Origin of the sequence: Lentzea aerocolonigenes, assembly GCF_000974445.1 — a bacterium.
Classification (GTDB): domain Bacteria; phylum Actinomycetota; class Actinomycetes; order Mycobacteriales; family Pseudonocardiaceae; genus Lentzea; species Lentzea aerocolonigenes.
Map to the genome: position 1 here is coordinate 133,289 of NZ_BBOJ01000001.1, position 24,504 is coordinate 157,792.

General features: G+C 68.0%; 23 protein-coding genes. 7 read left to right on the forward strand and 16 right to left on the reverse strand.

Going from position 1 to position 24,504, the window contains the following annotated elements; translation table 11 throughout:
- Positions 1–358: 358 nt before the first annotated feature.
- From AOM45_RS00670 to AOM45_RS00695, 6 genes are all read right to left on the reverse strand, one after another.
- Positions 359–1,528, reverse strand: coding sequence for a transglycosylase SLT domain-containing protein (locus AOM45_RS00670; RefSeq protein WP_236703032.1), 1,170 nt, complete (start codon positions 1,526–1,528; stop codon positions 359–361).
- Position 1,529: 1 nt separating this feature from the next.
- A complete protein-coding gene (locus AOM45_RS00675; protein WP_030465868.1) occupies positions 1,530–1,835 on the reverse strand; it encodes a hypothetical protein in 306 nt (101 codons plus the stop codon).
- Positions 1,836–1,970: 135 nt separating this feature from the next.
- Complete coding sequence (locus tag AOM45_RS00680) at positions 1,971–2,708, reverse strand: ESX secretion-associated protein EspG (RefSeq protein ID WP_236703033.1); 738 nt, start codon at positions 2,706–2,708, stop codon at positions 1,971–1,973.
- Between the two features lie 22 nt (positions 2,709–2,730).
- Positions 2,731–4,017: a PPE domain-containing protein gene (locus AOM45_RS00685; RefSeq protein ID WP_030465866.1), complete on the reverse strand. Its 1,287-nt coding sequence runs from the start codon at positions 4,015–4,017 to the stop codon at positions 2,731–2,733.
- A 9-nt stretch (positions 4,018–4,026) separates the two neighbouring features.
- A complete protein-coding gene (locus AOM45_RS49040) occupies positions 4,027–4,614 on the reverse strand; it encodes a DUF3558 domain-containing protein (RefSeq protein WP_156093610.1) in 588 nt (195 codons plus the stop codon).
- Between the two features lie 2 nt (positions 4,615–4,616).
- Positions 4,617–5,066, reverse strand: coding sequence for a hypothetical protein (locus AOM45_RS00695; protein ID WP_156093609.1), 450 nt, complete (start codon positions 5,064–5,066; stop codon positions 4,617–4,619).
- A 446-nt stretch (positions 5,067–5,512) separates the two neighbouring features.
- On the opposite strand from AOM45_RS00695, the gene AOM45_RS00705 reads away from it, so the two are divergent.
- On the forward strand, positions 5,513–6,361 hold the full coding sequence (locus AOM45_RS00705; protein WP_030465862.1) for an AraC family transcriptional regulator: 849 nt from the start codon (positions 5,513–5,515) through the stop codon (positions 6,359–6,361).
- On the opposite strand, the gene AOM45_RS00710 is transcribed toward AOM45_RS00705, so the two are convergent.
- The 4 genes from AOM45_RS00710 to AOM45_RS00725 are packed head-to-tail and all read right to left on the reverse strand — an operon-like array spanning position 6,351 to position 11,385.
- A complete protein-coding gene (locus tag AOM45_RS00710) occupies positions 6,351–7,259 on the reverse strand; it encodes an ADP-ribosylglycohydrolase family protein (protein ID WP_030465861.1) in 909 nt (302 codons plus the stop codon). The two genes, AOM45_RS00705 and AOM45_RS00710, sit on opposite strands and share 11 nt — an antisense overlap.
- Positions 7,256–8,512, reverse strand: coding sequence for a phosphoribosylamine--glycine ligase (gene purD, locus AOM45_RS00715; protein ID WP_030465860.1), 1,257 nt, complete (start codon positions 8,510–8,512; stop codon positions 7,256–7,258). The genes AOM45_RS00710 and purD overlap by 4 nt, the downstream gene beginning before the upstream one ends.
- Before the next feature lie 16 nt (positions 8,513–8,528).
- Positions 8,529–9,506 carry a TAXI family TRAP transporter solute-binding subunit gene (locus tag AOM45_RS00720; protein ID WP_030465859.1) on the reverse strand — a complete coding sequence of 326 codons (978 nt, stop codon included), beginning with the start codon at positions 9,504–9,506 and terminating at the stop codon, positions 8,529–8,531.
- Complete coding sequence (locus AOM45_RS00725) at positions 9,496–11,385, reverse strand: TRAP transporter permease (RefSeq protein ID WP_081901893.1); 1,890 nt, start codon at positions 11,383–11,385, stop codon at positions 9,496–9,498. The genes AOM45_RS00720 and AOM45_RS00725 overlap by 11 nt, the downstream gene beginning before the upstream one ends.
- 177 nt (positions 11,386–11,562) lie before the next feature.
- On the opposite strand from AOM45_RS00725, the gene AOM45_RS00730 reads away from it, so the two are divergent.
- A complete protein-coding gene (locus AOM45_RS00730; RefSeq protein WP_030465857.1) occupies positions 11,563–13,128 on the forward strand; it encodes a Na+/H+ antiporter in 1,566 nt (521 codons plus the stop codon).
- Positions 13,129–13,194: 66 nt separating this feature from the next.
- The gene (locus tag AOM45_RS00735; protein ID WP_035909197.1) at positions 13,195–14,277 is read left to right on the forward strand and encodes a glycerophosphodiester phosphodiesterase; all 1,083 of its coding nucleotides are present in this window, start codon (positions 13,195–13,197) and stop codon (positions 14,275–14,277) included.
- On the opposite strand, the gene AOM45_RS00740 is transcribed toward AOM45_RS00735, so the two are convergent.
- The 4 genes from AOM45_RS00740 to AOM45_RS00755 are packed head-to-tail and all read right to left on the reverse strand — an operon-like array spanning position 14,267 to position 17,778.
- Positions 14,267–15,391 carry an LLM class flavin-dependent oxidoreductase gene (locus AOM45_RS00740; RefSeq protein WP_030465855.1) on the reverse strand — a complete coding sequence of 375 codons (1,125 nt, stop codon included), beginning with the start codon at positions 15,389–15,391 and terminating at the stop codon, positions 14,267–14,269. The genes AOM45_RS00735 and AOM45_RS00740 overlap by 11 nt on opposite strands.
- Entirely contained in the window at positions 15,388–16,341 is a 954-nt protein-coding gene (locus AOM45_RS00745) for an ABC transporter substrate-binding protein (RefSeq protein WP_372497500.1), read from the reverse strand. The genes AOM45_RS00740 and AOM45_RS00745 overlap by 4 nt, the downstream gene beginning before the upstream one ends.
- Positions 16,325–17,026 (reverse strand): ABC transporter ATP-binding protein, encoded by a 702-nt coding sequence (locus AOM45_RS00750; protein ID WP_030465900.1) that lies wholly within the window; start codon positions 17,024–17,026, stop codon positions 16,325–16,327. Before AOM45_RS00750 ends, AOM45_RS00745 begins: the two co-directional genes overlap by 17 nt.
- Entirely contained in the window at positions 17,011–17,778 is a 768-nt protein-coding gene (locus AOM45_RS00755) for an ABC transporter permease (RefSeq protein ID WP_236703034.1), read from the reverse strand. The genes AOM45_RS00750 and AOM45_RS00755 overlap by 16 nt, the downstream gene beginning before the upstream one ends.
- 143 nt (positions 17,779–17,921) lie before the next feature.
- Here AOM45_RS00755 and AOM45_RS00760 point away from each other — a divergent pair, with 143 nt between their 5' ends.
- Positions 17,922–20,366, forward strand: coding sequence for a M48 family metalloprotease (locus AOM45_RS00760; RefSeq protein ID WP_156093608.1), 2,445 nt, complete (start codon positions 17,922–17,924; stop codon positions 20,364–20,366).
- Here AOM45_RS00760 and AOM45_RS00765 read toward each other — a convergent pair.
- On the reverse strand, positions 20,359–21,648 hold the full coding sequence (locus AOM45_RS00765; RefSeq protein ID WP_030465851.1) for an adenylosuccinate synthase: 1,290 nt from the start codon (positions 21,646–21,648) through the stop codon (positions 20,359–20,361). The genes AOM45_RS00760 and AOM45_RS00765 overlap by 8 nt on opposite strands.
- A 110-nt stretch (positions 21,649–21,758) precedes the next feature.
- On the opposite strand from AOM45_RS00765, the gene AOM45_RS00770 reads away from it, so the two are divergent.
- The 3 genes from AOM45_RS00770 to AOM45_RS00780 all read left to right on the forward strand — a co-directional run bounded on the left by AOM45_RS00770 (position 21,759) and on the right by AOM45_RS00780 (position 23,353).
- On the forward strand, positions 21,759–22,370 hold the full coding sequence (locus tag AOM45_RS00770; protein WP_236703035.1) for a hypothetical protein: 612 nt from the start codon (positions 21,759–21,761) through the stop codon (positions 22,368–22,370).
- 102 nt (positions 22,371–22,472) lie between these two features.
- On the forward strand, positions 22,473–23,102 hold the full coding sequence (locus tag AOM45_RS00775; protein ID WP_030465849.1) for an HNH endonuclease family protein: 630 nt from the start codon (positions 22,473–22,475) through the stop codon (positions 23,100–23,102).
- Positions 23,102–23,353, forward strand: coding sequence for a hypothetical protein (locus tag AOM45_RS00780; protein ID WP_030465848.1), 252 nt, complete (start codon positions 23,102–23,104; stop codon positions 23,351–23,353). Before AOM45_RS00775 ends, AOM45_RS00780 begins: the two co-directional genes overlap by 1 nt.
- Here the strand turns inward: AOM45_RS00780 and AOM45_RS00785 are convergent.
- Positions 23,262–24,422, reverse strand: a complete 1,161-nt coding sequence (locus AOM45_RS00785) for an FUSC family protein (RefSeq protein ID WP_081901871.1) — start codon at positions 24,420–24,422, stop codon at positions 23,262–23,264. The two genes, AOM45_RS00780 and AOM45_RS00785, sit on opposite strands and share 92 nt — an antisense overlap.
- Positions 24,423–24,504 lie beyond the last annotated feature (82 nt).

Genomic DNA, 24,504 nt, shown 5'->3' on the forward strand with positions numbered 1-24,504 from the left:
CCCAGCCGACACTGCCGGGGCTCACCATCTCCTCCGAACCTCCCTGACCGGCCCGCGCCCCTGGGCCGCCACAAGCCACGCGTCTTGCCAAGCCCATGCCTCCCGCGCCGACACCGGCCGGACCCACTGTCCGCCCTCTGCCCGACCCGTCACCCAGCCCGCGTCCTCGTCTCTCCCGCCCCTTCTCCTTCGGCCGCCCCCCGCGCAACTTCCGCATTAGCGAGAGAAACTGCAACAGTGTTTCCGGACATTGACTACCCGTGTGGGTGTGGACAAACGAAACCCGGCACCTTTCCGTCACGACATACCTGACGGAGAGGTGCCGGGTTCCGGACAAAACCGACCCGATCGGGCGACGTTAATACCCTTGGTAACCGCCGCCCTGGGACATTGCCTTGAGTCCTGGGTGTCCTTCGAAGCCTCCGTACCGCGAGAACGTGTAGCGGACGCCGGCGATGATGTTGTCGACCGGGTTCCAGATGTCGTCGTGGCCGGGCAGCTTGTGGGCGTTGAACGTCGAGTCGATGCACTGCATCAAGCCCTTGGAGGGCGTGCCCTTCTGGGCGTTGGAGTCCCAGAGGTTGATGGCGTGCGGGTTGCCGCTGGACTCCTTCTCGATGATCTTCCAGATCTCGTCGATGTTGTCCTCGGTGACCGGGATGCCGTTGGCCTGAAGGATCTTGATGGCCTCGCGGATCCACTCCTCGACGTTGCCGGGAGGCGGGCTGCCCGAGGGCGGGCCGCCGCTGGAACCGAGGCCGCCCACGCCTCCGCCGCCATCACCACCGCCTCCGCCACCGCCACCGCCGCCACCGGAAGCGCCACCTCCTCCACCACCACCGCCGCCGTGGTCAGCGGGGGCGGGTTTCGGCTGCGAGTCCGCTGTGGACTGCTTGGTCGAGTCGTCGGGCGGTGGGGTCGGCGCCCACTGGACGGGCTTGCCGGGGGCCGGGGTGAAGGTCTGCGTGTTCGGGTCTTCGAGGGTGGAGAACTTCGGCGACAGCGCGCCGGGGCGGCCCTTCAGGGTGCCCGCGGCGGCGTTCAGGGCGCTTTCTGCCTGAGAGATGACGGGGTTCGCGTCGCCGAGGGCTTCGGCGCAGTAGCCGCGGATGACGCTGTCGACGTCTTCCTGCGGCTGGTTGTGGAGCTGCTGGCGTGTTTGGCGGGCGCGGCTCAGGAGGTTCTCGCAGATGCGGGTCATCGAGGACTTCGCGGTTTCCAGCGCGCTCGCGGCCGCCTCGAGGTCGGTCGCGGCGTTGTTGAGCGCGTCGGTCATCGCTGTACCGCACTTGGTGAGGTTGCCCATGTAGGCGACGAAGCCGTCCGCCGACTTGCCCTCCCAGGCGCCGTCCAGCTGGGTGACGGACCTCTGCAGGACGTTCGTCTGGTCACCGCACTTGCCCGCTGCCTGCTTCCAGCGGCTCGCGATGTCGCGCACGGCCTGAGGTTGCGCGGTCTCGATCTTGTCAGCGAGCGCGGCCAGCTCTGCTCCGCCGGGCAGTGCGGCGACCTCGTCCATCGCGCTCACGTCACACCGCCTTCATGGAGTTCTTGTTGGCTTCCTCGACGTCCTCGACGTTGGTCTGGATCGCGTCGAGGGCGGTCTCGACCTTGCGCAGGACCTTCTCGGCCGCCTCGAACTCCTGGGTGCCCGCCTGATCCATTGTGGTCACCGCGCCGGAGATCGCACTGGAAGCGCCGAGCTTTCCGAAAATGTCCGGATTGCCGTACTGATTGGAAAAGCCGTCACCGATCGCGCCGAATTGTCCGGCCTGACTGCTCACGGTCGTGCGGCACTGTTCCATGGCTTCGCTGTTGAACTTCGCCACAGCCATGCGCGCCTACCCCCTCGATGTCTACCCGACGACCATAGAACTGATTGCGCCGAGAAGGGCGAGGATTCGCCCTTTCAACGCCGGTCGGGTGATGTTCGAGGGTGAGACGCAGGGGTGAGCGCGGACGTTCCGCGATCAGACCTCTTGCAGGAGCTCCCAGATGGAGCCGGCCAGGCGGTGGTTGTCGACGGGCGTGATGGTGCACCACTTGCGTCCGTCACTGCTCGGCTTGAGCTGACGGAGGTAGCGGCCGTTGTGCGTGTCGTGGAAGGAAACGACGCGGCCCGCGCGCTGTCCGTTGCGCTGCACTCCGAACTGTCCACGCGTGGTCGTGCCGTCGAGCATCCCGGCGAGCTCCTGGGCGTCGCCGAGGCGCATTCCCTGACGCTCCAACGTGGTGATCATGCGCTGCGCATCCAGTCCGACGCCCTTGGCCGCGGCCACGAGGTCGTCGTAGGGGAGGCTGATCGAGCGCCCGAACCCGGCGGGCATCTCACCCGCGACGGACACCGCCGCCTCGGCGAGAGCGGTGCCGCGGGCCTCGATCAACCACATCTCGTCGCGGTCCTGCACGGCCAGGATCGCCTCGTCCCCGATCGCCGCGGCGAGTCCGCTGATCTGCCGGTCGGCCCAGATCCACAGGTCGATCGCCACCTGCGGGTTCGCCAGCAGGGCGAACCCGTCCGCGAGCTCGGGCACGACCCGGCCGTTGACGGCCAGGCCGCGTGCCTCCAGCGACTCCCAGGCCCGCTTCACCACCTCGGCCTTCTCGGTGTGGGTGATGGAGGGAATCCGCGTGTCGAGCGCAACGTGCGCGGCCGGGAGGCGTTGCGCCTCCCAGACCACGGCGAACTCCACTGTGGACAGAACCACAGAACCTGGTGAGCTCAAGGGATTACTGGTCCTTCGGGTCTTCGCCGATGACGGACTGCACCACCATGCGTTCGTCGCCGAACACGTCGTCGGAGTCGACACCGTACTTGCGCACGTGCTCGCCGTCCTCGTCGCCCTCACCCTTGGCCGCGCCGGCCGCGGGAGACATGAGCGACCCGGAACCCTTGCCACCGGGACCACCCTTGCCGGCACCGGCCCCCGGCCGGTTCGCCTCGGGTCCGACACCGCTGGCGCCGCCGGGCGTCATCGCGCCGCTCTTGGCCGCGGCACCGGTCGCACCAGGACCGCCGGGCACACCAGGCTTTCCACCGGCGCCGGGCTTGTCGCCGCCGATTGTGCTCGGCGCACCCTTGGGGCCAGCGGGCGCGATGGGAGTCTTCGGAGCCTGGCTGGGCCCGCGCCCGCCACCGACGACCTGCGCCCCACGAGCGTTGCCCGTGGTGGCCGCGAGACCGGTCGCCGCAGCGGTCGCCGCGGTCAGACCGATCGGCAACGGCGAACCGAACGGCTTCGGCAGGCCAGGCCCGGTCGCGAGGGGACCGGGCGTGCTGGTGCCGGGGATGACGCCGGTGCTGTTGCCGGGGATGCCCGGGGTGGGACCGAGGGGGACGCCCGGTGTGCCGGGAGTACCTGGCGTGCCGGTGAAGCCCGGGCCGCCGTGGATGCCGGGAGGGCCTGATTGGAGCGGGCTGACGGGCGTGCCCACCGGGGTGGCTACGGCGCCGCTGGTCACCACGATGTCCGGCGGCTGGTTCGGAGTGCGGAACGAGTCCAACGCGCCCTGGCTGTTGGACGTGTAGCCGCTGAGGCTGTCGATCGCCTGCTGACGCGCCTGGTTCGTGGCCTCGACCTGGGCGGCGTGGTCGGTCTCGATGCCGATGAGGCTCGCGCCCTTGTCGAGCAGGTTCGTCTCGGTATCGCCGCGAAGGTCCTGCGAGTTGGGCGTGCTGTGGCGGGCGGTGCTGGTGCTCTCGCCCTGCTGCGTCATCGCCTGCGAGTTCTGCTGAGATGCCTGACTGCTGTCGTCGATGCCGGCGGCCACCACGTCCGTCTTCTCGTGGCTCTTCTCGCCGGCAGCGCCGCCCCACTCGATCTTGAGCTTCTTGAGCTCGCCCCGAATCGTGCTGTCGACGGATTCCAGGGTGTTGGCAAGATCACGCAATGCGGCGGATGCTTCGCTGAACTTCGAAGCAACCGAGGTGCCAGAAAGCTTCTGGACCTCATTCGCGAGTTCCTGGTTGGACCAACCTTCGAAGTTCCAGTCAGTGAGCTGCCGATAACCCGACATGGCTCCCCCTCACTTCAAATTCTTGAGCGTCGCGAGCGCGAAACCAGCAGCCTTCTCGGCCTTCCCGCAGAGCACCGCCTGATCTTTTTCACCGGTCGTCATCGGGATGTAGCTCACCATCAACTGCTGCCCGTCGGCGACGTCGACGGAAATCGAACAGTCGAAACCGCTTCCACCCGACAACTCGATCTTCACAGCACCGTAGTCAGCGACTTTGACAACCTTGGTCGTCACGTTGCCGCCACCCTTGAGCCAATACGAAACACCGTCGTGCGTAACCGCACCAACTGCATATGTGTAACGACCCTCATTGGAGTAATGACAGGCAGGAGATTGCTTCCCGTCCACCAGATCCAGATTCTCCGACCGAGAAGAGAGCACGTTGATTTGCTTCATTTGGTCTTCTGTGAGCAACTTGCAGGTGTCGACAGAACCGAGATCAAGACTCTTTGGCCGCACAGGAATATCGTTCGCCGAAGTGCTAGACGATGAATCGGTTGACGGCGCGGGAGTTGGACTCCCCTTTTCACCACCGGCGGTACAAGCCGACACAATCGCCACACAGATGATCGCGAGAGCTACATTGAAGATACGCATCGTCACACTTTCGGCCTGAACGTCGTCATGATCTCTTCGTCGGTGAATCCGTACTGCTTCGCCGATTCTTTCAGCTGATCAGAAAGACTCTCCAAGGCCTTCATGTACTGCATGATCCGGTTGGCGTAGGAATCATCGTGAAAGACCAGTCGATCATTCCAGGCGTTGACGACATCAGAAGTGACCTTGCCGTCCATCGAGACGATTCGCAGCTTGGGAACCGTGCGCCCGTATGCGTCCCTGAGGAGCATCCATTGGTCGTGGATGATCCTGCCGGCCTGCATGACTGTGTCCTTGTCGACGTGAAACTGCTGCGTCGACGGACCAGACGAGATTCTGTCCATGATCGACGAAGCCGCCTTGAACGCGCTGACCGCACCAGCCACCGCGCCACCAGCCAGTCCCGCACCGGCACCGAGAACGGCATCCGCCCCCGCGTTCTCCTGTGTCACGACGTCCTACCCCCGTACGGTTGGTAACGGTTCGGTCCCGCTTCGCAGGTTACCAACGCCTGCGTAAGACGTACCTGTGGTTGGACGAAGACCACCCCTCGTTGGTTCCACGTCACTCTGCGTTTCGTTTCCGCTGGCGGCGGGTGGTGATTCCGGTGACTTCCGCGACTTGGGGGAGGAACGCACGCGACCGCCTGGGGGAACGGGCCACCCGCCTCAACAGACTCATCCGTTTCGGCAGTATCCACGCCAGGCACGGCGACGTGGCCGTGTTAGACGCCTGCACTGTTTTGCCCGCCACGATGCTCGTGGAGGCTGGCGTTCGGGACGCCGCGCACGGCTGGCACAACCAGACGTAGTGGCCCGGTCTGTCCCTGCCGCGAAGGCGATCGGACTGGGCACAGGAAGTCGGGTGCGCGCCCACCTCACCCCATAGCTTTGAGCACGTGCTGGAACGACTCAACGAGGCCATGGCCCGCATCGAGCAAGACCTCGAAGGCGAGGTCGACGTCAAGCTGCTCGCCCGGATCGCGGGCACCAGTGAGTACCACCTGCGCCGGCTCTTCAGTGCGCTCGCCGGGATTCCGCTCAGCGAGTACATCAGGCGCCGGAAGCTGACGAGGGCGGCGAGTGAGGTCCTCAGTGGACAGGACTCGCTGCTCGACATCGCTGTCAGGTGGGGGTACGGGTCCAACGAGGCCTTTGCGAGGGCGTTCAAGGCCATGCACAACACGGGCCCGCAGGAGGCCCGACTGCAGAAGAAAGCGTTGCAGTCGCAGCAGATTCTCACGTTCAGGTTGACCGTTGAAGGGAGTACGAGCATGGAGTACCGCATCGTCGAGAAGGACGCGTTCCAGGTCGTTGGGCGGGGGACGCGGGTGCCGTTGGTGCACCTCGGGATGAACCCCGCGATCGTCGAGTTCGTCAAGGGTATCGGCATGCCGACGCTGGAGCGGATGAAAGCGCTCAGCGACGGGGAGCCGGGAGGTCTCCTCGCCATCACCTCCAACCAGGAGGGCAGCCAGGAGGGTGATCACCTCGACTACTTCCAGGGTGTGGTCACCACGCAACAGGCGCCCGAGGACATGGAGACCATGACGGTGCCCAAGAACACGTGGGCCGTGTTCCGGAGCGAGGGGCCTTACCCCGAGACGATTCAGTACATGTGGCGGGACATCTACACGCAGTGGTTCCCGTCCAACAGCTACCAGAGCGTCGAGGGGCCTTCGCTGTTGCAGACGCAGATCAACGGGGACACGGCCACGGCCGAGTTGTGGATTCCGGTCACCAGCTGAGGGCCAGGCGTTCGATCACGTCCCGCAGTTCCAGGACTGCGAGCCAATCAGGAGGAATCGCGGCGACGCCGTCTCGGGCGCCGAGGATGTTGCCGCAGATCGAACCCGTCGAGTCCGAGTCGCCTGAGTGGTTCACGGCGACGCGCACGGCCGTTGCGAAGTCGGGCGCTACCAGTGCGGCGTGCAGGCCGATGGCGAGGGCTTCTTCGCCCACCCAGCCGCCGCCGAGTTCGGACTCGATCTCTTCCGGGGTCAGCGGGCCGAGGGTGACGACCTTGTCCAGCAACGAGGTCTGCTCCTCGTGGCCTTCCCAGCGGACCAGTTCGGCACGTGCGACAGCTGCTGCCGACAGCAGGTCCGCGCCTCCCAGCAGAGCACGGACGATCACTGCCAGCACGCCTGCCGACAGGTAGCCGCTCGGGTGGTGGTGCGTCATCTTCGCCGTGCCCACGGCCAGCTCGAAGACCTCTCGGACGTCGCTCGACCACAAGGCGACGGGGGCGGCGCGCATCACGCCGCCGCAGCCCTTCGAGTTGTTCTTCTCGTTGTGCTTCAACGCGGTGATGCAGGTGTGGCCCGGCGCTCGCCGTGAGTGCAGGCGCTGGTCCGACATCAGCCAGCCGTCGTCGGCGACCGGCGGGCCGCCCTGCGTGTGCAGCCAGCGCGCGTAGGCGGCCCGCACGGTCAGCAACGGGTCGACGCCGTGCTGGCGCGCCAACAGCAGGCCCTCCAACGTGAAGAGGACCATCTGGGTGTCGTCGGTGATCTCCAGCGAAGGCAGGTCAACCACGCCCTCGGGGCCGTACTGGCGGCGGATCACGTCGATCGACGAGAACTCGATCGGCGCGCCGAGGCCGTCGCCCACGGCCCCGCCCAGCACGCATCCGAGGAGGCTCACGGCAGCGTGATCTTGCCGTCGACGGCCTTCAGCGCGATGTCCGAACGGTGGTGCGAGCCGGCGAGGTGGACGTCCGCGACGCGCTTGTAGGCACGTTCACGGGCCTTCGCGAGTGACTTGCCTGTGCCCACGACCGACAGCACGCGGCCGCCGGCGGAGACCACGGCGCCGTCCTCGCGGCGGCGGGTGCCCGCGTGCAGCACGCCCTCGGCCTCGGCGCCGGTGATCACGTCACCGGTGCGCGGCACGCTCGGGTAGCCCTCGGCCGCCACGACGACGGTCACGGCGTAGCCGTTCTCCCACTCCAGAGGAGCGAGCGAACCCAGCGAGCCGGTGGCGGCCGCCAGGAACAGCGAGGAGATCGGCGACTTCAGCAGAGCCAGCACCGACTGCGTCTCCGGGTCGCCGAAGCGGCAGTTGAACTCGATCACCTGCACGCCGGACGACGTCAGCGCCAGGCCCGCGTACAGCAGTCCGACGAACGGCGTCTCGCGGGCGCGCAGCTCGTCGACCACCGGCTGCACACAACGCGAAACGATTTCATCAACGAGCCCGGACGGTGCCCACGGCAGTGGCGCGTACGCACCCATGCCGCCGGTGTTCGGGCCGTGGTCTCCGTCACCCACGCGCTTGAAGTCCTGCGCCGGGATCAGCGGCACGACGGAAACACCGTCGGTGACGCAGAACAGCGACACCTCGGGACCGTCCAGGAAGGACTCCAGCAGCACCGGGTGGCCGCCGTCGAGCAACGTCATCGCGTGCGCGCGGGCAGCGGCCAGGTCCGACGTCACCACGACGCCCTTGCCGGCGGCCAGGCCGTCGTCCTTCACGACCCACGTCGGGCCGAAGCGGGCCAGCGCGGCGTCCAGCCGGGCCGGGTTGTCCACGACCTCGCTGTGCGCGGTCGGCACCCCCGCCGCGTTCATGACGTCCTTAGCGAACGCCTTGGAACCTTCGATCCTGGCAGCCGCCTTCGAAGGCCCGAAGCACGGAATTCCCGCAGCTCGGACGGCGTCAGCGGCCCCGACGACCAGTGGTTGTTCGGGGCCGATGACGACGAGGTCTGCCTTCCACTCCTTCGCGAGGGTGGCGACTGCGGAGGCGTCTGCGACGTCCACACCGTAGATTTCGGCGTGCCCGGCGATGCCCGCGTTGCCAGGCGCGCACGCCAAAGCAGTCAGCTGCGGGTCGCGCGACAACGCGAGGACAAGGGCATGCTCACGGGCTCCAGACCCGATGACCAGGACGCGCACGATGCCCCAGCGTAGTTCAGCCCAGTGCCTGCTTCGCCCCAGGGTGCAGCGGAACGGGGTCGGTGGCCGACGCCTTGTCCTTCGAGATGTCCTTCACGGCCGGGTGCACCTTCTCCAGGTCGGACTTCTTGTCGAAGAGCAGCTTGGTCACCGCGCACGCGTTGTTCGCCGCGAAGTCCTCGCGCACGAGCAGGAGGTTCGGCACGACGATCGTCTTGACCTCCGCGGCCCCGTAGGTCGCGGCCGGGATCGTCCCGGTGTCGTAGACGGGGCTGATCTTCTTCATCTCCGCCAGCTGCGGCGTGATGTCGATGAACTCGACCTTGTCCTTGAGGGACGTCGTGATGTCCGTGATCTGCGGCGTGGGCAACCCGCCCGACCAGATCAGGCCGTCGATGCTGCCGTCCTTCATCCCGTCCGCGGTCTTGGTCAGGTCCAGCCGCTGGGCCTGAACGTCGGAGTCGATGTTGAGACCCGCCGACTTCAGCAGGCGGCCCGCGATCACCTCGGTGCCCGACTTCGGCGACCCGGTCGAGATGCGCTTGCCCTTCATGTCCGCCACCGAGTTGATCCCGGAGTCGGCGCGGACGAGCACCTGCGTGTAGTTCGGGTAGATCCGCGACAGCGCCGCGATCTTCTCCTTCTTGCCGTTGAACGCCCCGGCGCCGTTGATCGCGTCGGCGGCGGTGTCGGCCAGCGAGAACGCGATGTCGTACGTGCCCGACACGAGCTGCTGGATGTTCTGCACGGACGCGCCCGTCTCTGCGGACGACGCCTTCAGCTTCGAGTTGTCGCTGATCAGCTTCGCCAGGCCGCCACCGACCACGAAGTACACGCCACCGGAGTTGCCGGTCGCGATCGTGATCCGGCCGTCGGACGCCTCGCACGACGCCCCGCCACCCGACGCGTCCGGAGTCGTGGGCGTGCGCTTGCCGCCACACCCCGAGACCGCGAGCGCCAATGCGATCGCACCGATCGCGTACTTACGCAGCATCACGAACCCTCCCACGGGTAACCAGGTGTACCGCCACGGCCACCACGAGGAACCCGGCCCCGATGGCGATCGTCAACGGCTGCAGGTAGAGCAGGAACAACGCCGCCGGCACGCACAACAGGCGTTCCGGCCAGCGCGCGGGACCGAACAGCCAGCCGCCCGTCAGCACGGCGAGGGCGGCGACCCCCAGCGCGGACGCCCCGAACGTCCACACCGAGTCCAGCAACGGCCCGCGCAACAGCAGCGCGGAGCCCTCCTCGGTCAGCACGAACGCCAGCGGCACGAGGAACGCGGGCAGCGTGTACTTCCACGTCTGCCACATGGTCTTCATGACGTCGCCGCCGGTCAGCGCGGCGGCGGCCACCGCGGCCAGCGCCGTCGGCGGCGTCACCTCGGACAGCACCGCGTAGTAGAAGATGAACATCGCGGTCTCGGCCGGCTCCACGCCCAGCGTGATCAACGCCGGCCCGATCACGACCCACGAGATGATGAACGACGCGGTCACCGGCACGGCCAGACCGAGCACCGACACCGCGATCGCGGCGAGCACCGCCGTGAGCATCAGCACGACCACCGGCGACGAGGACACCGCGGAAGCCAGGTCCACCAACGACCCCGCAAGCGCTTGCCCCAGGCCGGTCTTGGTGATCGTCGACGTGATCACACCGGCTGCCGCGCACACCGCGATCACCGGGAACGCCGAACGCACACCGGTCGACAACGCGTCGGCCATCATCCGGAACCAGTCACGCCGGTGGTTGATCAACGCGAACAGCGCGGCGACACCCGTCGCGTACACGACGGCCCGGTAGACGGGGATGTCCAGCGCCAGGAACACGATGATGATCCCGAGCGACAGGAAGTGGTACCAGCCGAGCTTCAGCACGTCGAGGAACCGCGGCGCGTCCACGTCGACCGGCTTGGCCCCGAACCGCCGCGCGTCGGCCTCGACCGCCAGCGCGATGCCGAGGTAGTAGAGCAGCGTCGGGATGACCGCCCAGATCAGCACCGACAGGTACGAGACCTCCAGGTATTCGGCGATGATGAACGCCGCCGCGCCCAGGGTCGGCGGCGACAGGATCGCGCCGATGCCGGACGCGGCGAGCAGCCCGCCCGCGTTCTCCTTCGGATACCCGGCCTTCTTCAGCATCGGCCACGTGACGGCGCCCAGCGACACCGTCGTCGCGGTGCCGGAACCCGAGACGGTGCCCAGCAGGAAGCCCGCGGTCGCCGCCGTGCGCCCCGGTGCCGTCCGCGACTTCCGGAAGGCGGCGAAGCTGATGTCGACGAAGAACTTGCCCGCACCGGACGCGTTCAGCACCGCGCCGTAGATCGTGAACAGCACGATGTACGTCGCCGCGACGTCGAGCGGTGTCCCGTAGAACCCGCTGGCGTCGTTGAAGAACCCGTTGATGATCTGGGAGAAGTCGACGCCGGAGTGCGCGATCGACCACGACGGTGGCAGGAACCCGCCGTAGTAGGCGTAGGCGATGAACGCCAGGCACACCACCGGAAGCACCCAGCCGGTCGTGCGCCGGCACGCCTCCAGGATCAGCACGAGCAGCACCGCGCCCGCGATCACGTCCAGCGTGGTCAGCTGACCCTGCCGGTTCAGGAACTCGTCATAGCCCCCGAACAGCGGATAGGCGCCGACGACGAAGGCGAGCGCCGCCAGCACCCAGTCCCACCAGGGAGGCGTGTGCCCGCGGCCGTACGACAGGAACACCAGCGGCAGCGTCACCGCCAGGAAGATGATCAGGTAGTACTGGCTTCCCTTGGCGAACGGGAAGAAGACCTGCTTGAGCACCAGGAGTGCGATCAGCAGGCCGGCGATCCACAGCGCCCGCTCCCACCGGGGTGAGAGCGAACGCGACGGCATCTCCTCGTCGTGCTCCGCGACGATGCGGGCGAGGTCCGGGTTGGCCACGAACCGACCGTACTGTGGGGCCGATCACAGCGTTAGACGATCAATCCAAAGGGATTGCAAAGTCCTCACGGGACACGCACATCCGCTGGCGAACAGGTCAGGCGCGCCGTCTTTACGCAGAATGAGCGCATGGTCGGGCCTGAACTCTTGCTGCTGCTGCTCGGGGCGCTGGTCGTCACCTCCATCGCGCGCCGTCTGAACTGGTCGGCGCCGCTGGTGCTGGTGGCCGTCGGGCTCGTGGTCTCGTTCATACCGGGGGTGCCGGAGTTCGAGCTCGATCCCCACCTGATCCTGGTCCTGGTGCTGCCGCCGCTGCTCTACAGCGCCGCGCTGGACAGCTCGTACCTCAACATCCGGGCGAACCTGCGGCCGATCGGCCTGCTCGCGGTCGGCCTGGTGCTGTTCACGACGTTCGCGGTGGGTGTGACGGCGAAGCTGGTCTTCCCGGACCTGCCGTTCGCGGCCGCGCTGGTCCTGGGTGCGGTGGTGGCGCCGCCGGACGCCGTCGCCGCCGTCGCGATCGGGCGGAAACTCGGGCTGCAACGCCGGGCGATGACGCTGCTGGTCGGTGAGAGCCTGATCAACGACGCCACGGCGCTGACCGCGTTCAAGGTCGCGGTGGCGGCCACGGTCGGCACGGCCATGCACCCCGTCGCGGGCGTGGGAATGTTCGTGCTGGTCACGGTTGGTGGCATCGCGGTGGGACTCGTCGTCGGGGTCGCGGTCCGCTTCCTGCGCAAGCGCTTGTGCGAGGGGGTGCTGGAGAGCGCACTGGGCCTGCTCGTGCCGTTCGGCGCCTACCTGCTCGCGGAAGAAGGCCCGCACCTGTTCGCCGACGTCCAGTTCTCCGGCGTGCTGGCGGTCGTCGTCGCCGGCCTCTACGTCGGCCACCACTCGCCGCGCGGCACCTACACGACGCGGCTGCAGGACGCGGCGGTGTGGCGTTCGGTGGACGTGCTGCTGGAGTCGTTCGTCTTCGCGCTCATCGGCCTGCAGGTGTCGACGATCATCAACGACGTCGACCTGAACGCCGGACTGCTGCTGGGCGCCGGTGCCGTGCTGCTGGCGACGGTCCTGGCCAGGTTCGTGTGGATGTACCCGGCCTCCTACCTGCCGGTCTTCCTGTCCAAACGCCTTCGCGAGAAAGAACGGTGGCCCCATCTGGGTCAGGTGACGGTGATCGCGTGGGCGGGCATGCGCGGTGTCGTCACGCTCGCCGCCGCGGCCGCGATCCCGCCGGAGGTGCCCGGCCGCGAGATCATCCTGTTCTGCGCCTTCGTGGTCACGGTCTCGACCTTGCTGCTGCAGGGCACAACGCTGCCGTGGGTGATCAACAAGATCGGGTTCGAGGGCGACGACGCCCGCAAGGACGCGCTGGCGGAGGCCCAGATCCAGCACCGGGCGGCGCAGGCGGCGGTCACCAGGCTGGACGAGGAGATCGAGGACGTGCCCGAGCACGTGCGCGACCAGCTGCGGGCGCTGGCTGAGCACCGGGGCAACGCCGCGTGGGAACGGCTCGGGCGCCAGGAGGAGGAGAGCCCGGCGGCCGCGTACCGGAGGCTGCGCAGGGTGATGCTGAGCGCGGAACGCGACGAGTTCATCAAGGCGCGGGACGCCGGCGAGATAGATGACGAGGTCCTGTTCCGGGTGCTGCGCGAACTGGACCTGGAGGAAGCCGCACTGTCCCGTGAGTAACCGTTCACCTGCGATTCGTGTTGCGATGCTTGGGTGCGCTCTCAACACGAACTGGGAGGTCGAACGATGTTCCGGAGAGGTCTAGCCGCCGCGGTCCTCGTCTTCGCGGGTGCGGTGGTGGCGTCCCTGCCCTCGGCCGAGGCACACGACGACAAGGGCCCGATCGTCATCGGGCACCGCGGCGCGTCGGCGTACCGGCCCGAGCACACGCTCGCGTCCTACGAGCTCGCGGCACGGATGGGCGCCGACTTCGTCGAGCCCGACCTGGTGTCCACGAAGGACGGTCAGCTGGTCGCCCGGCACGAGAACGAGATCGGCGGCACCACCGACGTCTCGACCAGGACGCAGTTCTCCGACCGCCAGAAGACGAAGGTCATCGACGGCACCCCGGTCACCGGCTGGTTCACGGAGGACTTCACGCTCGCCGAGCTGAAGACGTTGCGCGCCAAGGAACGCATCCCCGCGATCCGGCCGCGCAACACCCTCTACGACGGCCGCTTCGAGGTGCCAACGTTCCAGGAGGTCGTCGACCTCACCAAGCGCCTGTCCCGCGAGCTGCACCGCGAGATCGGCATCTACCCGGAGACCAAGCACCCGACGTACTTCCAGTCGATCGGTCTCGCGCTGGAGCCGAAGCTCGTCGACGCGCTCAACCGCAACGGCCTCAACCACAGGGGCGCCAAGGTCTACGTGCAGTCGTTCGAGGTGGCGAACCTCAAGCAGCTCAACAGGTCGCTGCGGGTGCCGATCGTCCAGCTGATCAACGCCTCTGGTGCCCCGTACGACTTCGTCGCCGGTGGCGACAAGCGCACCTACAGCGACATGGTCACCCCGGCGGGACTGAAGGAGATCGCGACCTACGCGGACGGCATCGGCGCCACGAAGGACCGCATCATCCCGCGTGACGCCGCCGGGTTCCTGCAGCAGCCGACCACCCTGGTCCAGGACGCGCACAAGGCTCGGCTGATCGTGCACGCCTGGACGTTCCGCAACGAGAACTCGTTCCTGCCGGCGGACTTCCGGTCCTCGACCGACCCGGCCGCGTACGGCCGGGCCTTCGAGGAGTACGACCTGTTCTTCAAGCAGGGCATCGACGGACTGTTCGCGGACAACCCCGACACCGCCGTCGAGGCCAAGATCAAGCGCTGAGCACCAGCGTGCGGTCCCTGTCCAGCAACCCTCGTTGCGCCAGCAGGGGCCGCACGCCCTCACCGAACCAGTAGGCCTCCTCCAGGTGCGGGTAGCCGGAGAGGACGAACTCCTCGATCCCGACGGAGTGGTACTCCTCGACGAGGTCGGCGACCTCCGAGTGGGAGCCGACCAACGCCGTGCCCGCGCCACCGCGCACGAGCCCGACCCCCGCCCAGAGGTTCGGGTGGATCTCCAGACCGCGGACGCCCCGGCTCAGGTCGCCGCCGTGCAGGGCCACCATCCGTTGCTGCCCAACGGATTCCGACGCGCGCAGCTGTTCCTGCGCCTTCGCCACCGCCGCCGGGTCCAGCGCGTCGAGCAGCCGGGCGGCCGACGCCCACGCCTCCGCCGAGGTGTCGCGGCTGATCGTGTGCAGCCGGATGCCGAACCGGATCGGCCGGTCCGTGAGCGCCCGCACCCGCGCGATCTTCGCGGCCACGTCCTGCGGTGGCTCGCCCCAGGTCAGGTACACGTCCGCCCGTGCGGCCGCCACCGGCAGCGCGGCGTCGGACGAGCCACCGAAGTAGATCGGCGGCACCGGGTCCGGCGCGGCCAGCACCGTGGCGTCCCGCACCTGGTAGTGCTCGCCGGAGAACGAGTACGGCTCGCCGGTCCAGATGCCGCGCACGACCTGGAGGAACTCGTCGGTGCGCGCGTACCGCTGGTCGTGGTCGAGCCAGTCGCCGAACCGTTGCTGCTCAACGGAGTCACCGCCGGTCACGACGTTGAGCAGCAACCGCCCGCGCGAGATCCGCTGGTAGGTCGCGGCCATCTGCGCGGCCAGCGTCGGCGACAGCACGCCCGGCCGGAACGCCACGAGGAACTTGAGCGTCCTGGTCTGCGCGATCAACGCGGACGTGGTCAGCCACGCGTCCTCGCACCACGTGCCGGTCGGCGTGAGCACGCCGGTGAACCCGACCTGCTCCGCCGTGCGCGCGATCTGCGCCAGGTAGTCGATGTCCGGCTCACGACGGGCGTGGGAACTCTTGGCTGCCCGCTGAGCGTGGAAGTGCTCCACGACCGTGCGCCCGTCACCGGACGTCGGCAGGAACCAGTGCAGCGTGATGCTCATGCCAGATCTCCCTGGAACCTCGTGTCGACGAACTTCCCGAAGTCGACCTTGCCCGGCAACGTCTTGTCCTCGGCGAACGCGTCCGCGAGCTCCTGCTCGGATTTGATCAGCGTGTCGTCGATCTTCACCGGCAGGTCGCCGTTGCGGTTCACCGCGGCCAGCGCGACCTCGTACTTGAGACCGGTCTCCGCCGCCCACGCCTTCGCCCACTCCTCGCGGTGCGTGTCGGCCCACTTCTGCGCCTTGTAGTAGCGGACCAGGTACTCCTTGAGCGCCGGGGTCTTCCCCTTGTCGTCCAACGCCTTGCGGCCCGCGACCTGGAACCCGTACCCGTTCGACCTGCCCTCACCAGTGGTCAGCACGCGCGCCTTGGCCTCCTGCTGCGCCTGCGCGGTGTAGGGGTCCCAGACCGCCCACGCGTCGACCTTGCCCTGGGTGAACGCGCTGTAGGCGTCCGACGGTTGCAGGAAGTTCAGCGTGACGTCCTTGGTCGTCAAACCGCTGGCGCGCAACGTGAGCAGCACCTGGCCGTGTGCCGAACTGCCTTTGGCGACGGCGATGTTCTTGCCTTTCAGGTCGCTGACGCTGCGAAGCGGCGAGTTCTCCTGGACCAGGATCGCGTCGGCCTCGACCTCGCCCTTCGACGCTCCGACCGCGGCGATCCTGGCGTTGGCCGCGGCGGCGAAGATCGGCGGTGTGTTGCCGACTCCGCCGAGGTCGATCGCACCGGCCGAGGCGGCCTCCAGCAGCGGCGGACCGGAGGTGAACGTCGACCACTCGATCTTGTACGGGAAGTCGCCCAGCAGACCGGCGGCCGTGAGCAGCGCCTTCGCCCCGCCCTTCTGGTCACCAACCTTCAGCACGACCTCACCGGGCGGGGTGTCCTGCGCGGTCGCGGCACACCCGGTCGTGAACAAGATCGCAGCGAGGAGGCTAAGCAGCTGTTTCAACATCCACTCCCAGATCGGCGAGCACGCGGGTGCGTTGCTCCACAACGGAAGCCCGGCGGCGCGGGCGGGGCAGGTCGACGTGGTGCTCCGCGACGATCCGGCCCTCGTCGAGCACGAGGACCCGGTCGGCCAGCAGCAACGCCTCGTCGACGTCGTGCGTCACGAGCAGGACGGCGGGCCGGTGCTCGGCCCACAGGTCTTCCACCAGGTGGTGCATGGCGAGCCTGGTCAACGCGTCCAGCGCGCCGAACGGCTCGTCCAGCAGCAACAGGTCGGGTTCGCGGACGAGTGCCCGCGCGAGCGAGACCCGTTGCGCCTCACCACCGGACAACGTCAGCGGCCAGGCGTCGGCGTGGCCGGCCAGCCGCACCTCTTCCAGCGCCTTCAAGGCGACCGAGCGGCCGTCCGGCCGGTGCAGGCCGAGCGCGATGTTGCGCCAGACCTTGCGCCACGGCAGCAGGCGCGGCTGCTGGAACGCGATCGACACCGTGCCTTGCACTTCGGCCGCACCCTCGACGTCGCGGTCCAGGCCCGCGAGGATGCGCAGCAACGTCGACTTGCCGCAGCCGCTGCGTCCGAGCAGCGCCACGAACTCGCCGGGCGCGATCTCGAGATCGATGCCGTCCAGTACGGTTCGCGCGCCGAATGCCTTGTGCAGACCACGAACACTCACCGGGTTCGCCATCGCAGGATCCTCCTCTCCAGCACCCGCACCAGGGCGTCCGTCGTGAGGCCGAGCAGCGCGTAGACCACGAGGCCGACGACCACGACGTCGGTGCGGAGGAACTCACGGGCGTTGTTGATCAGGAAGCCGAGGCCCGCGTCGGCGTTGATCTGCTCGCCGACGATCAGCGACAGCCACGCGGTGCCGAGCGCGATCCGCAGTCCCACCAGGGTTTGCGGCACGGCGGACGGCAGCACGACGTGCACGACCCGTTCGAACCGGCTGTAGCCCAGGACGCGAGCGGCCTCGACCAGTCCGGGGTCGGTCTGCCGGATGCCGGCGTGCAGGTTCAGGTAGAGCGGGAACGCCACACCGGACGCGACCAGCGCGAGCTTGGGTTCCTCTCCGATGCCGAACCACAGGATGAACAACGGGATCAACCCGAGGTGCGGCAGCGTGCGCAACATCTGAACCGGTGGATCCAGCAAAGTCTCACCCCACCGGGAAAGACCGGAGACGAGACCCGATGCGCCCCCGACCGCGGCCCCGATGAGAAATCCGAAGAAAACGCGCCCGAGCGAGACGGTGAATGCGTCGAGCAATTGGCCGTCGGCGATCAGCTCACCCGCGGACTGCGCGACGGTCAGCGGAGAAGCGAGTTTCTCGGGCGGCAGCACACCCGTTGAACTGGCGAGTTGCCACAGCAGGACCAGCGCCACCGGGCTGATCCAGCGCAGCTGCCGCGCAGGTTTTCGAACGAGTGAAAGGGTCACGGCGCAGAAGTACAGGCGAGTGGAAGGCGTGAGTCAACGACGCCCAAATCGTGAAAAAGCGTCTGCCATCGACATAGTCGGAAAGGGCGGTTTCCTGCTAACGGCTGAGTGACAGCGGGCAGCACGACGATCATCATTTGGACATGAATCAGGAGGGGGACAGATCCGGTGTGCCCACGGGCACCACGCTGAGGTTCGCGTCGCTGGTGCTGCTCGCGGTCGCGACCACGTTGCAGGTCTTCGGCTTGTACGCGGCCCTGTGGCCCGCAGCCACCTCGCTCGACGACTCGCGCTGCCAGGTCCAGTCAGGCCTCTACCTCACCTCGAACTTCGAGGTCGATCCCGATCAGTCCAAATGGGACGCTTATCGGTCTTGCATGGCGACGTACTTCGGCGGCCGCGCCCTGTGGCTCGTCGGCGGCCTGGTGCTGCTCTTCGCGGTGGCGGCGCTGATCTACGCGCTGCGCCCGGCGTGGCTGCGCTACCGGCGAGACCTGGTTCCCGTTCCGGAAGAACTGGTCGAGCCGCTCGCCGAACTCGTCGCGGAGGCCGGCCTCACCAAGGCCCCGACCTTCCTGATCGACCGGACGAACATGCGAGCGGGCGGCGTCGCGTTCGGCACGCACCGCCGCAAGTACGTCGCGCTCAACGTCGGCATGGTGGCATTGCGCCGGATCGAACCCACGTCGTTCCGCGCGATCGTGCTGCACGAACTCGCCCATGTCCGCAACGACGTCACGATCACCTACGCCACTCTGGCGATCTGGCGCGCCTTCGTCGTCGTGGTGCTGACGCCCTACGCGTTCACCTGGTTGAACCAGCTCGTGCGGAACTTCGCCCCGTTCCAGCTGCCCTTGTTCCCCACCGGCTGGACCTCCTTCACCGTGCTGTGGCACCTCGCTGTGCTGGTGCTGCTGGTGTACGCCGCTCGCGTCGCTGTGCTGCGGGCGCGGGAGAAGCACGCCGACGCGCTGGTCGTCCGGTGGACCGGTGACCCTGCTCCGTACCGGCTGCTGCCACCCACCGGCGACGTGCGCCGATGGCTTGGCCACCACCCCGCTCCAGCAAGTCGGCAGGCCGTCATGCGAGACCCGGAGTCGTTGTTGCGGCCCGGTTTCTGGGAAACGCTCGGCAGCGCGCTGGCCGTGCAGCTCGCGTGGTGGCACGCGGTCACCGGTCTGCAGGATCTGACCTGGTACCGAGAAGGCAACGAGTCGTTCCTGGTCATGAGGATCGTCTGGACCGTGCCGGTGGCCGCGCTCATCGGCCTGATCGCCTGGCGGGGCGCGGCTTTCGGCCCGCGGCGCGGCACGTTCGCGTGGCCCGGTGTCGCCATCGGACTCGGTCTTGCCCTCGGAGACGTGCTGGACCTGAGGAACCTCTTCCCGTTGACACCGCACAGCGTCATCGCCGCGATCGCGCTGGGCGGTACCGCGACCCTCGTGACGGTCTGGGCAGGACATTGCGCGACGCTCGTGCGCACGCGGTGGCACGGATGGTTCCTCGGACTGTCGATCGCCGTGGTCACGTACACGTTGCTGGGCTGGTTCCCCGAGATCCGGGTGGCGCGAGCCGTCTGGCGCGACAACCTCGCGCCGGTCGTGGACCTCCTGCACGGCTACGCGCAGACGCCGCTCAACGAGATCGGCCTGACCGCCGTGGTGATCCCGTTCCTGTTGAACTTCAACCGGGTGCTGACCGTGGTGGCACTGGCACTGCTGTGGCTGGTGCCGCTGGTGCTGCGGCGGGAGTTCCCCCGCTTCGCCGCGCTGGCCGGGGTGATCGGCGCCGTCCCGGCCGTCGCCGCGGTCGTGCTGCTCGGCTCCGCGGGTTCGCCTCTGGTCGCCACCGCCTGGCAGATCGCGGCAGTCGTGGCCGTGCAGGTCGTCGTGGTGCTGGTGGCCCGTCTCGACCGCGTGGCGGCGCTGTTCACCGCGTGGCTGATCGGGCTGGCCGGAACCGGGGCGATCTGGCTGACGCACCTGAACGGCTCGCAGGTCGACAGCGTGCTGGCGACGCGCCCGCACCAGGTTCTGCCGGTCCTCGGAACGCTCGCGGCCCTGCTCGTGGGAGGACGCGGCCGCCAGAGCGGTTACACGCCCTCACGGCCGATCTGGGCCGCCGGAACAGCGGTGCTGAGCGTGGCGGTGGCGGTGTGGTGGCCGACCGCGGCACCGGGTGCGCAGACGCTGCAGCCGCCACCGGCCAGGGCCGAGAGGAACACCGACGACGCGTTGAAGACGTGGATGAACGGCGGTGGTCAGGACCGGCTGATGACCGTCATCCAGGCCAACGACAAGGTGTTCGCCGGTGTGCGGGCCGCGGATCCCGCGGCGATCGCGGCGGGGTGCGAGGCGCTCGGTCCGGTGGTGCGGGAGAAGTTCCCGGAACCACCGGACGCGAAGGTCGCCGCCACGTGGACCGAAGCGTTGCGGGCGCTGGAAAGCGGCGCCCGCTCGTGCCTCTTCGTCTTCCGGGACAGAGGCCCGGACGACGGCTCGATGACGAAGGAGTTCCTCAAGGGCATCGAACAGCTCAAGGTCACGCAGACCGCGCTGGTCGAGGCTGCGCAGCGAGCGATCAGCTGAGCACGTCGTGGCGGACGATCGTCTGGTCGCGGCCGGGGCCGACGCCGATCGCCGACACGCGGGCGCCGATGATGCTCTCCAGGTACTCGACGTAGGCCTTGGCGTTGGCCGGGAGCTCCTCGAACGTGCGGCAGTGCGAGATGTCCTCGAACCAGCCGGGGAGCTCCTCGTAGACCGGCACGGCGTGGTGCACGTCGGTCTGCGTCATCGGCATCTCGTCGACGCGGCGACCGTCCACTTCGTACGCGACGCAGACCGGCACCCGCTCCAGGCCCGACAGCACGTCGAGCTTGGTGAGGAAGTAGTCGGTGATGCCGTTGACGCGCGAGGCGTAGCGGGCGATCACGGCGTCGAACCAGCCGGTGCGCCTGCTGCGACCGGTGGTCACACCGAACTCGCCACCCTGCTTGCGCAGGTACTCGCCCTGGTCGTCGTTGAGCTCCGTCGGGAACGGGCCGGAGCCGACGCGGGTCGTGTAGGCCTTGAGGATGCCGATCACGGTGCTGATGCGGGTCGGGCCGACGCCGGAGCCGACGGTCGCGCCACCGCTCGTCGGGTTCGAGGACGTGACGAACGGGTAGGTGCCGTGGTCGACGTCGAGCAGGGTGCCCTGCGAGCCCTCCAGCACGACGATCTCGTCGCGGTCCAGCGCCTGGTTGAGCAGCAGGCGGGTGTCCGCGATGCGGTGCACGAAGTGCTGACCGCGCTCCAGCACCTGGTCGACGACCTGGTCGGGGTCGAGCGCCTTGCGGTTGTAGACCTTGACCAGCACCTGGTTCTTGAAGTCCAGGGCGGCCTCGACCTTCTGCCGCAGGATCTTCTCGTCCAGCAGGTCCTGCACGCGCACGCCGACGCGGGCGAGCTTGTCCTGGTAGGCCGGGCCGATGCCGCGACCGGTGGTGCCGATCTTCGCCTTGCCCAGGTACCGCTCGGTCACCTTGTCGATGGCCACGTGGTACGGCATGATCAAGTGCGCGTCCGACGAGATCAGCAGGCCGCTGGTGTCGACGCCCTTCTCCTCCAGGCCCGCGAGCTCCTCGAGCAGCACGCCGGGGTCGACGACGACACCGTTGCCGATGACGTTCTTCACGCCGGGGGTGAGGATGCCGGACGGGATGAGGTGCAGGGCGAACTTCTGACCGTCCGGGAGGACCACGGTGTGACCCGCGTTGTTGCCACCCTGGTAGCGGACGATCCACTGGACACGCTCACCGAGGATGTCGGTGGCCTTGCCCTTGCCCTCATCGCCCCACTGGGCACCGATCAGCACGACGGCCGGCATGTGAAACTCCAAGCGCTTGGACTGGTTCGAGCGAACGCCGGTAAGCGAGGGTAGACCAGGAGATGACCGTGCACGGAATCGTGTTGGCCTGCGGAAACACGCAGTTGCCAATGATCACGGAGCGTGATGGCGTGCAGGCCGTTCCCGCACGCCCCGGCAAGGACCACGTCGACCCCCACCTGGACGCGGAGCGACTGGTCGTGTTCGGCACGGACGCCGACCTCGCTGCGGTCGCACTGCGCCTGCTGCGCAAGGAGAAACTCGGCTCGGTAGCGCTGGGTTACGTGCCGATCGACAAGAACTCCGTGGTGGCGGCACTGTGGGGGCTTTCGCCGGATCCCGCCAGGGCGTTGGACATCGCCCTGAACGGTGACGTGGATCCCGTCCCGTTCGTGCGCGACGACGTCGGCGGCGTGTTGATGGGCCTGGGTGTTTTGTCACCCGTTCGTGGCGTTGGTTACAGCGACGCGGACAACGTGCTGCGCGGGCAGGCGTCGCGAATCGAGTGCACGCCGGACCCGGAAGGCGGCCTCGGCCTGGTAGTGCGAATTGTTAACAAGCGCCTTCTCGGATCCAGGGTGAAGGAGAGCCGGCCGCGCGCGTTCCAGCTCGGCTGCCTGCCCACGACCGCCGTTCTAGATGGTCACAAGCACCCTCGGCCGGTCGACAAGTGGACCTGGTACCGGCACACCGAGGACTTGAGGCTCGTTCGAGGCGTCTAGCCGTGCACTTGTCATTCGCTTGAGTGTCACCCAAAGGCATTGCCTAATTTCATAATGTGACTAAGGGTGGTCCCGAAACTTCCAACAAGGAAGGTCGGGATGATGTCAAAAGTTAACCGAACCATTGGTGTTCTGGTTGCCGCGGCGGCCCTCACCCTCGGTTTTGTTTCCCCTGCACTCGCGACACCGCCGAACATCCCCAGTGCCGACACCGCGAAGTCCGAGCTCGCCGGCCTGACCGTTCGGGCCGACGGCTCGATGACGGGTTATTCGCGCGACAAGTTCCCGCACTGGATCACTCAGTCGGGCACCTGCAACACCCGCGAGGTCGTGCTGAAGCGCGACGGCACCAACGTGGTGACCGACTCGTCGTGCGCCGCCACGTCGGGCCGCTGGTTCTCGCCGTACGACGGTGCGACGTGGACCGCGGCCTCCGACGTGGACATCGACCACATCGTGCCGCTGGCGGCCGCCTGGAGGTCGGGAGCGTCGTCGTGGACCACGGCCCAGCGCCAGGCGTTCGCCAACGACCTCACGCGCCCGCAGCTGATCGCGGTGACCGACAACGTGAACCAGGCGAAGGGCGACCAGACCCCCGCCACCTGGAAGCCGCCGCTGACGTCGTACTGGTGCACCTACGCCAAGATGTGGGTACACACCAAGTACTACTGGAAGCTCAGCGTGAACTCGTCGGAGAAGACCGCGTTGACGGACATGCTCGGAAGGTGCTGATGGCGTCACTCTCCTCGCTTTTCGTGGCGGGTCCCGGCGGCGTGATGACCGACGAGGTCGGCGTCGTCACGGGAGACCTCGAGCTCTGCACGGAACTCTCCGACGACGGGAAGCTGCGTGCGCTGGTCCGCTACGAGGGCGCGGAGGAGTGGTACGCCGTCACGGGCGGTTCGTGCGCCCTGGCTGATCCTCGTGATCACGAGCCGGTTCACTCGCTGCTGCTGGGCCTGCTGAACCGGCCGGAGGGCTGAGGGGCGGCAACGCCTCCATCGCCTCGCTCCTGCTCAGTCCCGTGGCCTGCAACAGATCCACGGCCACGCTGCGGATCTGGGCCAGCACGACCTTGGACGAGAACCCGTCCCCACCGAGACGCCGCGCGGTGAGCTGCCGCGCGGCGTTTCGCACGGCCTCCCTGGTGTGCTTGGGCTCCTTGCCCTTCTCCAGCTCGCCCTTGAGGCAGTCGACGGCGTCCGCGTAGTCCTTCAGCACGTCCGGCACGCCGTCCGGGATCTGCTCGTCGGCCTTGAGCGCCGCCATGCTCCTGCGCGCCAGCACACGGGTGTTGCGGATCGCGTAGTCCACCGGCCCGGCCGCGGTGTGGTACCTGCCGAGCTCGTCCTTGGACCGCCACCGGATGGGCGCGATCTTCGTGATCTCGCTGCCGGTCTGCAGCGCCGCCTTGTAGTCGTCGATCGTGCTCTGGCTGGTCCGCAACTCCGCGAGCACCCCAGCTGCCTTGACCGCGTCCTTCTCCGTCAGCGCCTCGGCGAGGGTCCGCAACGCACCGCTGAGGGTGTTCGTGAGCACCCTGAGCTGCCGCTGGGCCACGGTGACCGGGTTGGCGGGCAGCAGCGCCGCCACCGCGAGCCCCACCAGACCACCGGTCAGCGCGTCGATCATCCGGTCGAACCCGCCACCCGCGCTCGGCGGCAGCAGCGTGGCGACCAGGACGGCGGAGGAGCCTGCCTGGAGAGCGATCACCGAACCGCCGTCGAGCAGCACCGCCGCCGACATCGCGAGCCCGACGACGAGCGCGATCTGCCACGGACCGCTGCCGATCCAGCTGATCAACGCGTCGCCCACACCGACCCCGACCGACACGCCGACGACCAGCTCACCGACGCGCCGCAACCGTTGCCCCAGCGAGACACCGAGGCAGACGACGGCGGCGATCGGCGCGAAGAACGGGTGCTGGTGCCCGATGACGAGGGTCGCCACGACCCAGGCGAGGCCGGCGGACAGGGCACTTTGGACGATCGGCAGCGCGGCTCCGCGCCACCGCGTCAGCCCACGCCCGACCGCATCCCTGACAGCACCCACGAACTCTCCCGACCTGGATCAACTGACGCCGCCAGTCTTGGTCAGGCGGCCACCAGGCACAACCTGCGGTGTGTTCGTTCAC

Coding starts and splice junctions, on each gene's coding strand:
- AOM45_RS00675 (WP_030465868.1), bottom strand. CDS start 1,835: ATGGCTGTGGCGAAGTTCAACAGCGAAGCCATGGAACAGTGCCGCACG.
- AOM45_RS00685 (WP_030465866.1), bottom strand. CDS start 4,017: ATGTCGGGTTATCGGCAGCTCACTGACTGGAACTTCGAAGGTTGGTCC.
- AOM45_RS49040 (WP_156093610.1), bottom strand. CDS start 4,614: ATGCGTATCTTCAATGTAGCTCTCGCGATCATCTGTGTGGCGATTGTG.
- AOM45_RS00720 (WP_030465859.1), bottom strand. CDS start 9,506: ATGCTGCGTAAGTACGCGATCGGTGCGATCGCATTGGCGCTCGCGGTC.
- AOM45_RS00725 (WP_081901893.1), bottom strand. CDS start 11,385: ATGCCGTCGCGTTCGCTCTCACCCCGGTGGGAGCGGGCGCTGTGGATC.
- AOM45_RS00730 (WP_030465857.1), top strand. CDS start 11,563: ATGGTCGGGCCTGAACTCTTGCTGCTGCTGCTCGGGGCGCTGGTCGTC.
- AOM45_RS00735 (WP_035909197.1), top strand. CDS start 13,195: ATGTTCCGGAGAGGTCTAGCCGCCGCGGTCCTCGTCTTCGCGGGTGCG.
- AOM45_RS00740 (WP_030465855.1), bottom strand. CDS start 15,391: ATGAGCATCACGCTGCACTGGTTCCTGCCGACGTCCGGTGACGGGCGC.
- AOM45_RS00750 (WP_030465900.1), bottom strand. CDS start 17,026: ATGGCGAACCCGGTGAGTGTTCGTGGTCTGCACAAGGCATTCGGCGCG.
- AOM45_RS00760 (WP_156093608.1), top strand. CDS start 17,922: ATGAATCAGGAGGGGGACAGATCCGGTGTGCCCACGGGCACCACGCTG.
- AOM45_RS00765 (WP_030465851.1), bottom strand. CDS start 21,648: ATGCCGGCCGTCGTGCTGATCGGTGCCCAGTGGGGCGATGAGGGCAAG.
- AOM45_RS00770 (WP_236703035.1), top strand. CDS start 21,759: ATGATCACGGAGCGTGATGGCGTGCAGGCCGTTCCCGCACGCCCCGGC.
- AOM45_RS00775 (WP_030465849.1), top strand. CDS start 22,473: ATGTCAAAAGTTAACCGAACCATTGGTGTTCTGGTTGCCGCGGCGGCC.
- AOM45_RS00780 (WP_030465848.1), top strand. CDS start 23,102: ATGGCGTCACTCTCCTCGCTTTTCGTGGCGGGTCCCGGCGGCGTGATG.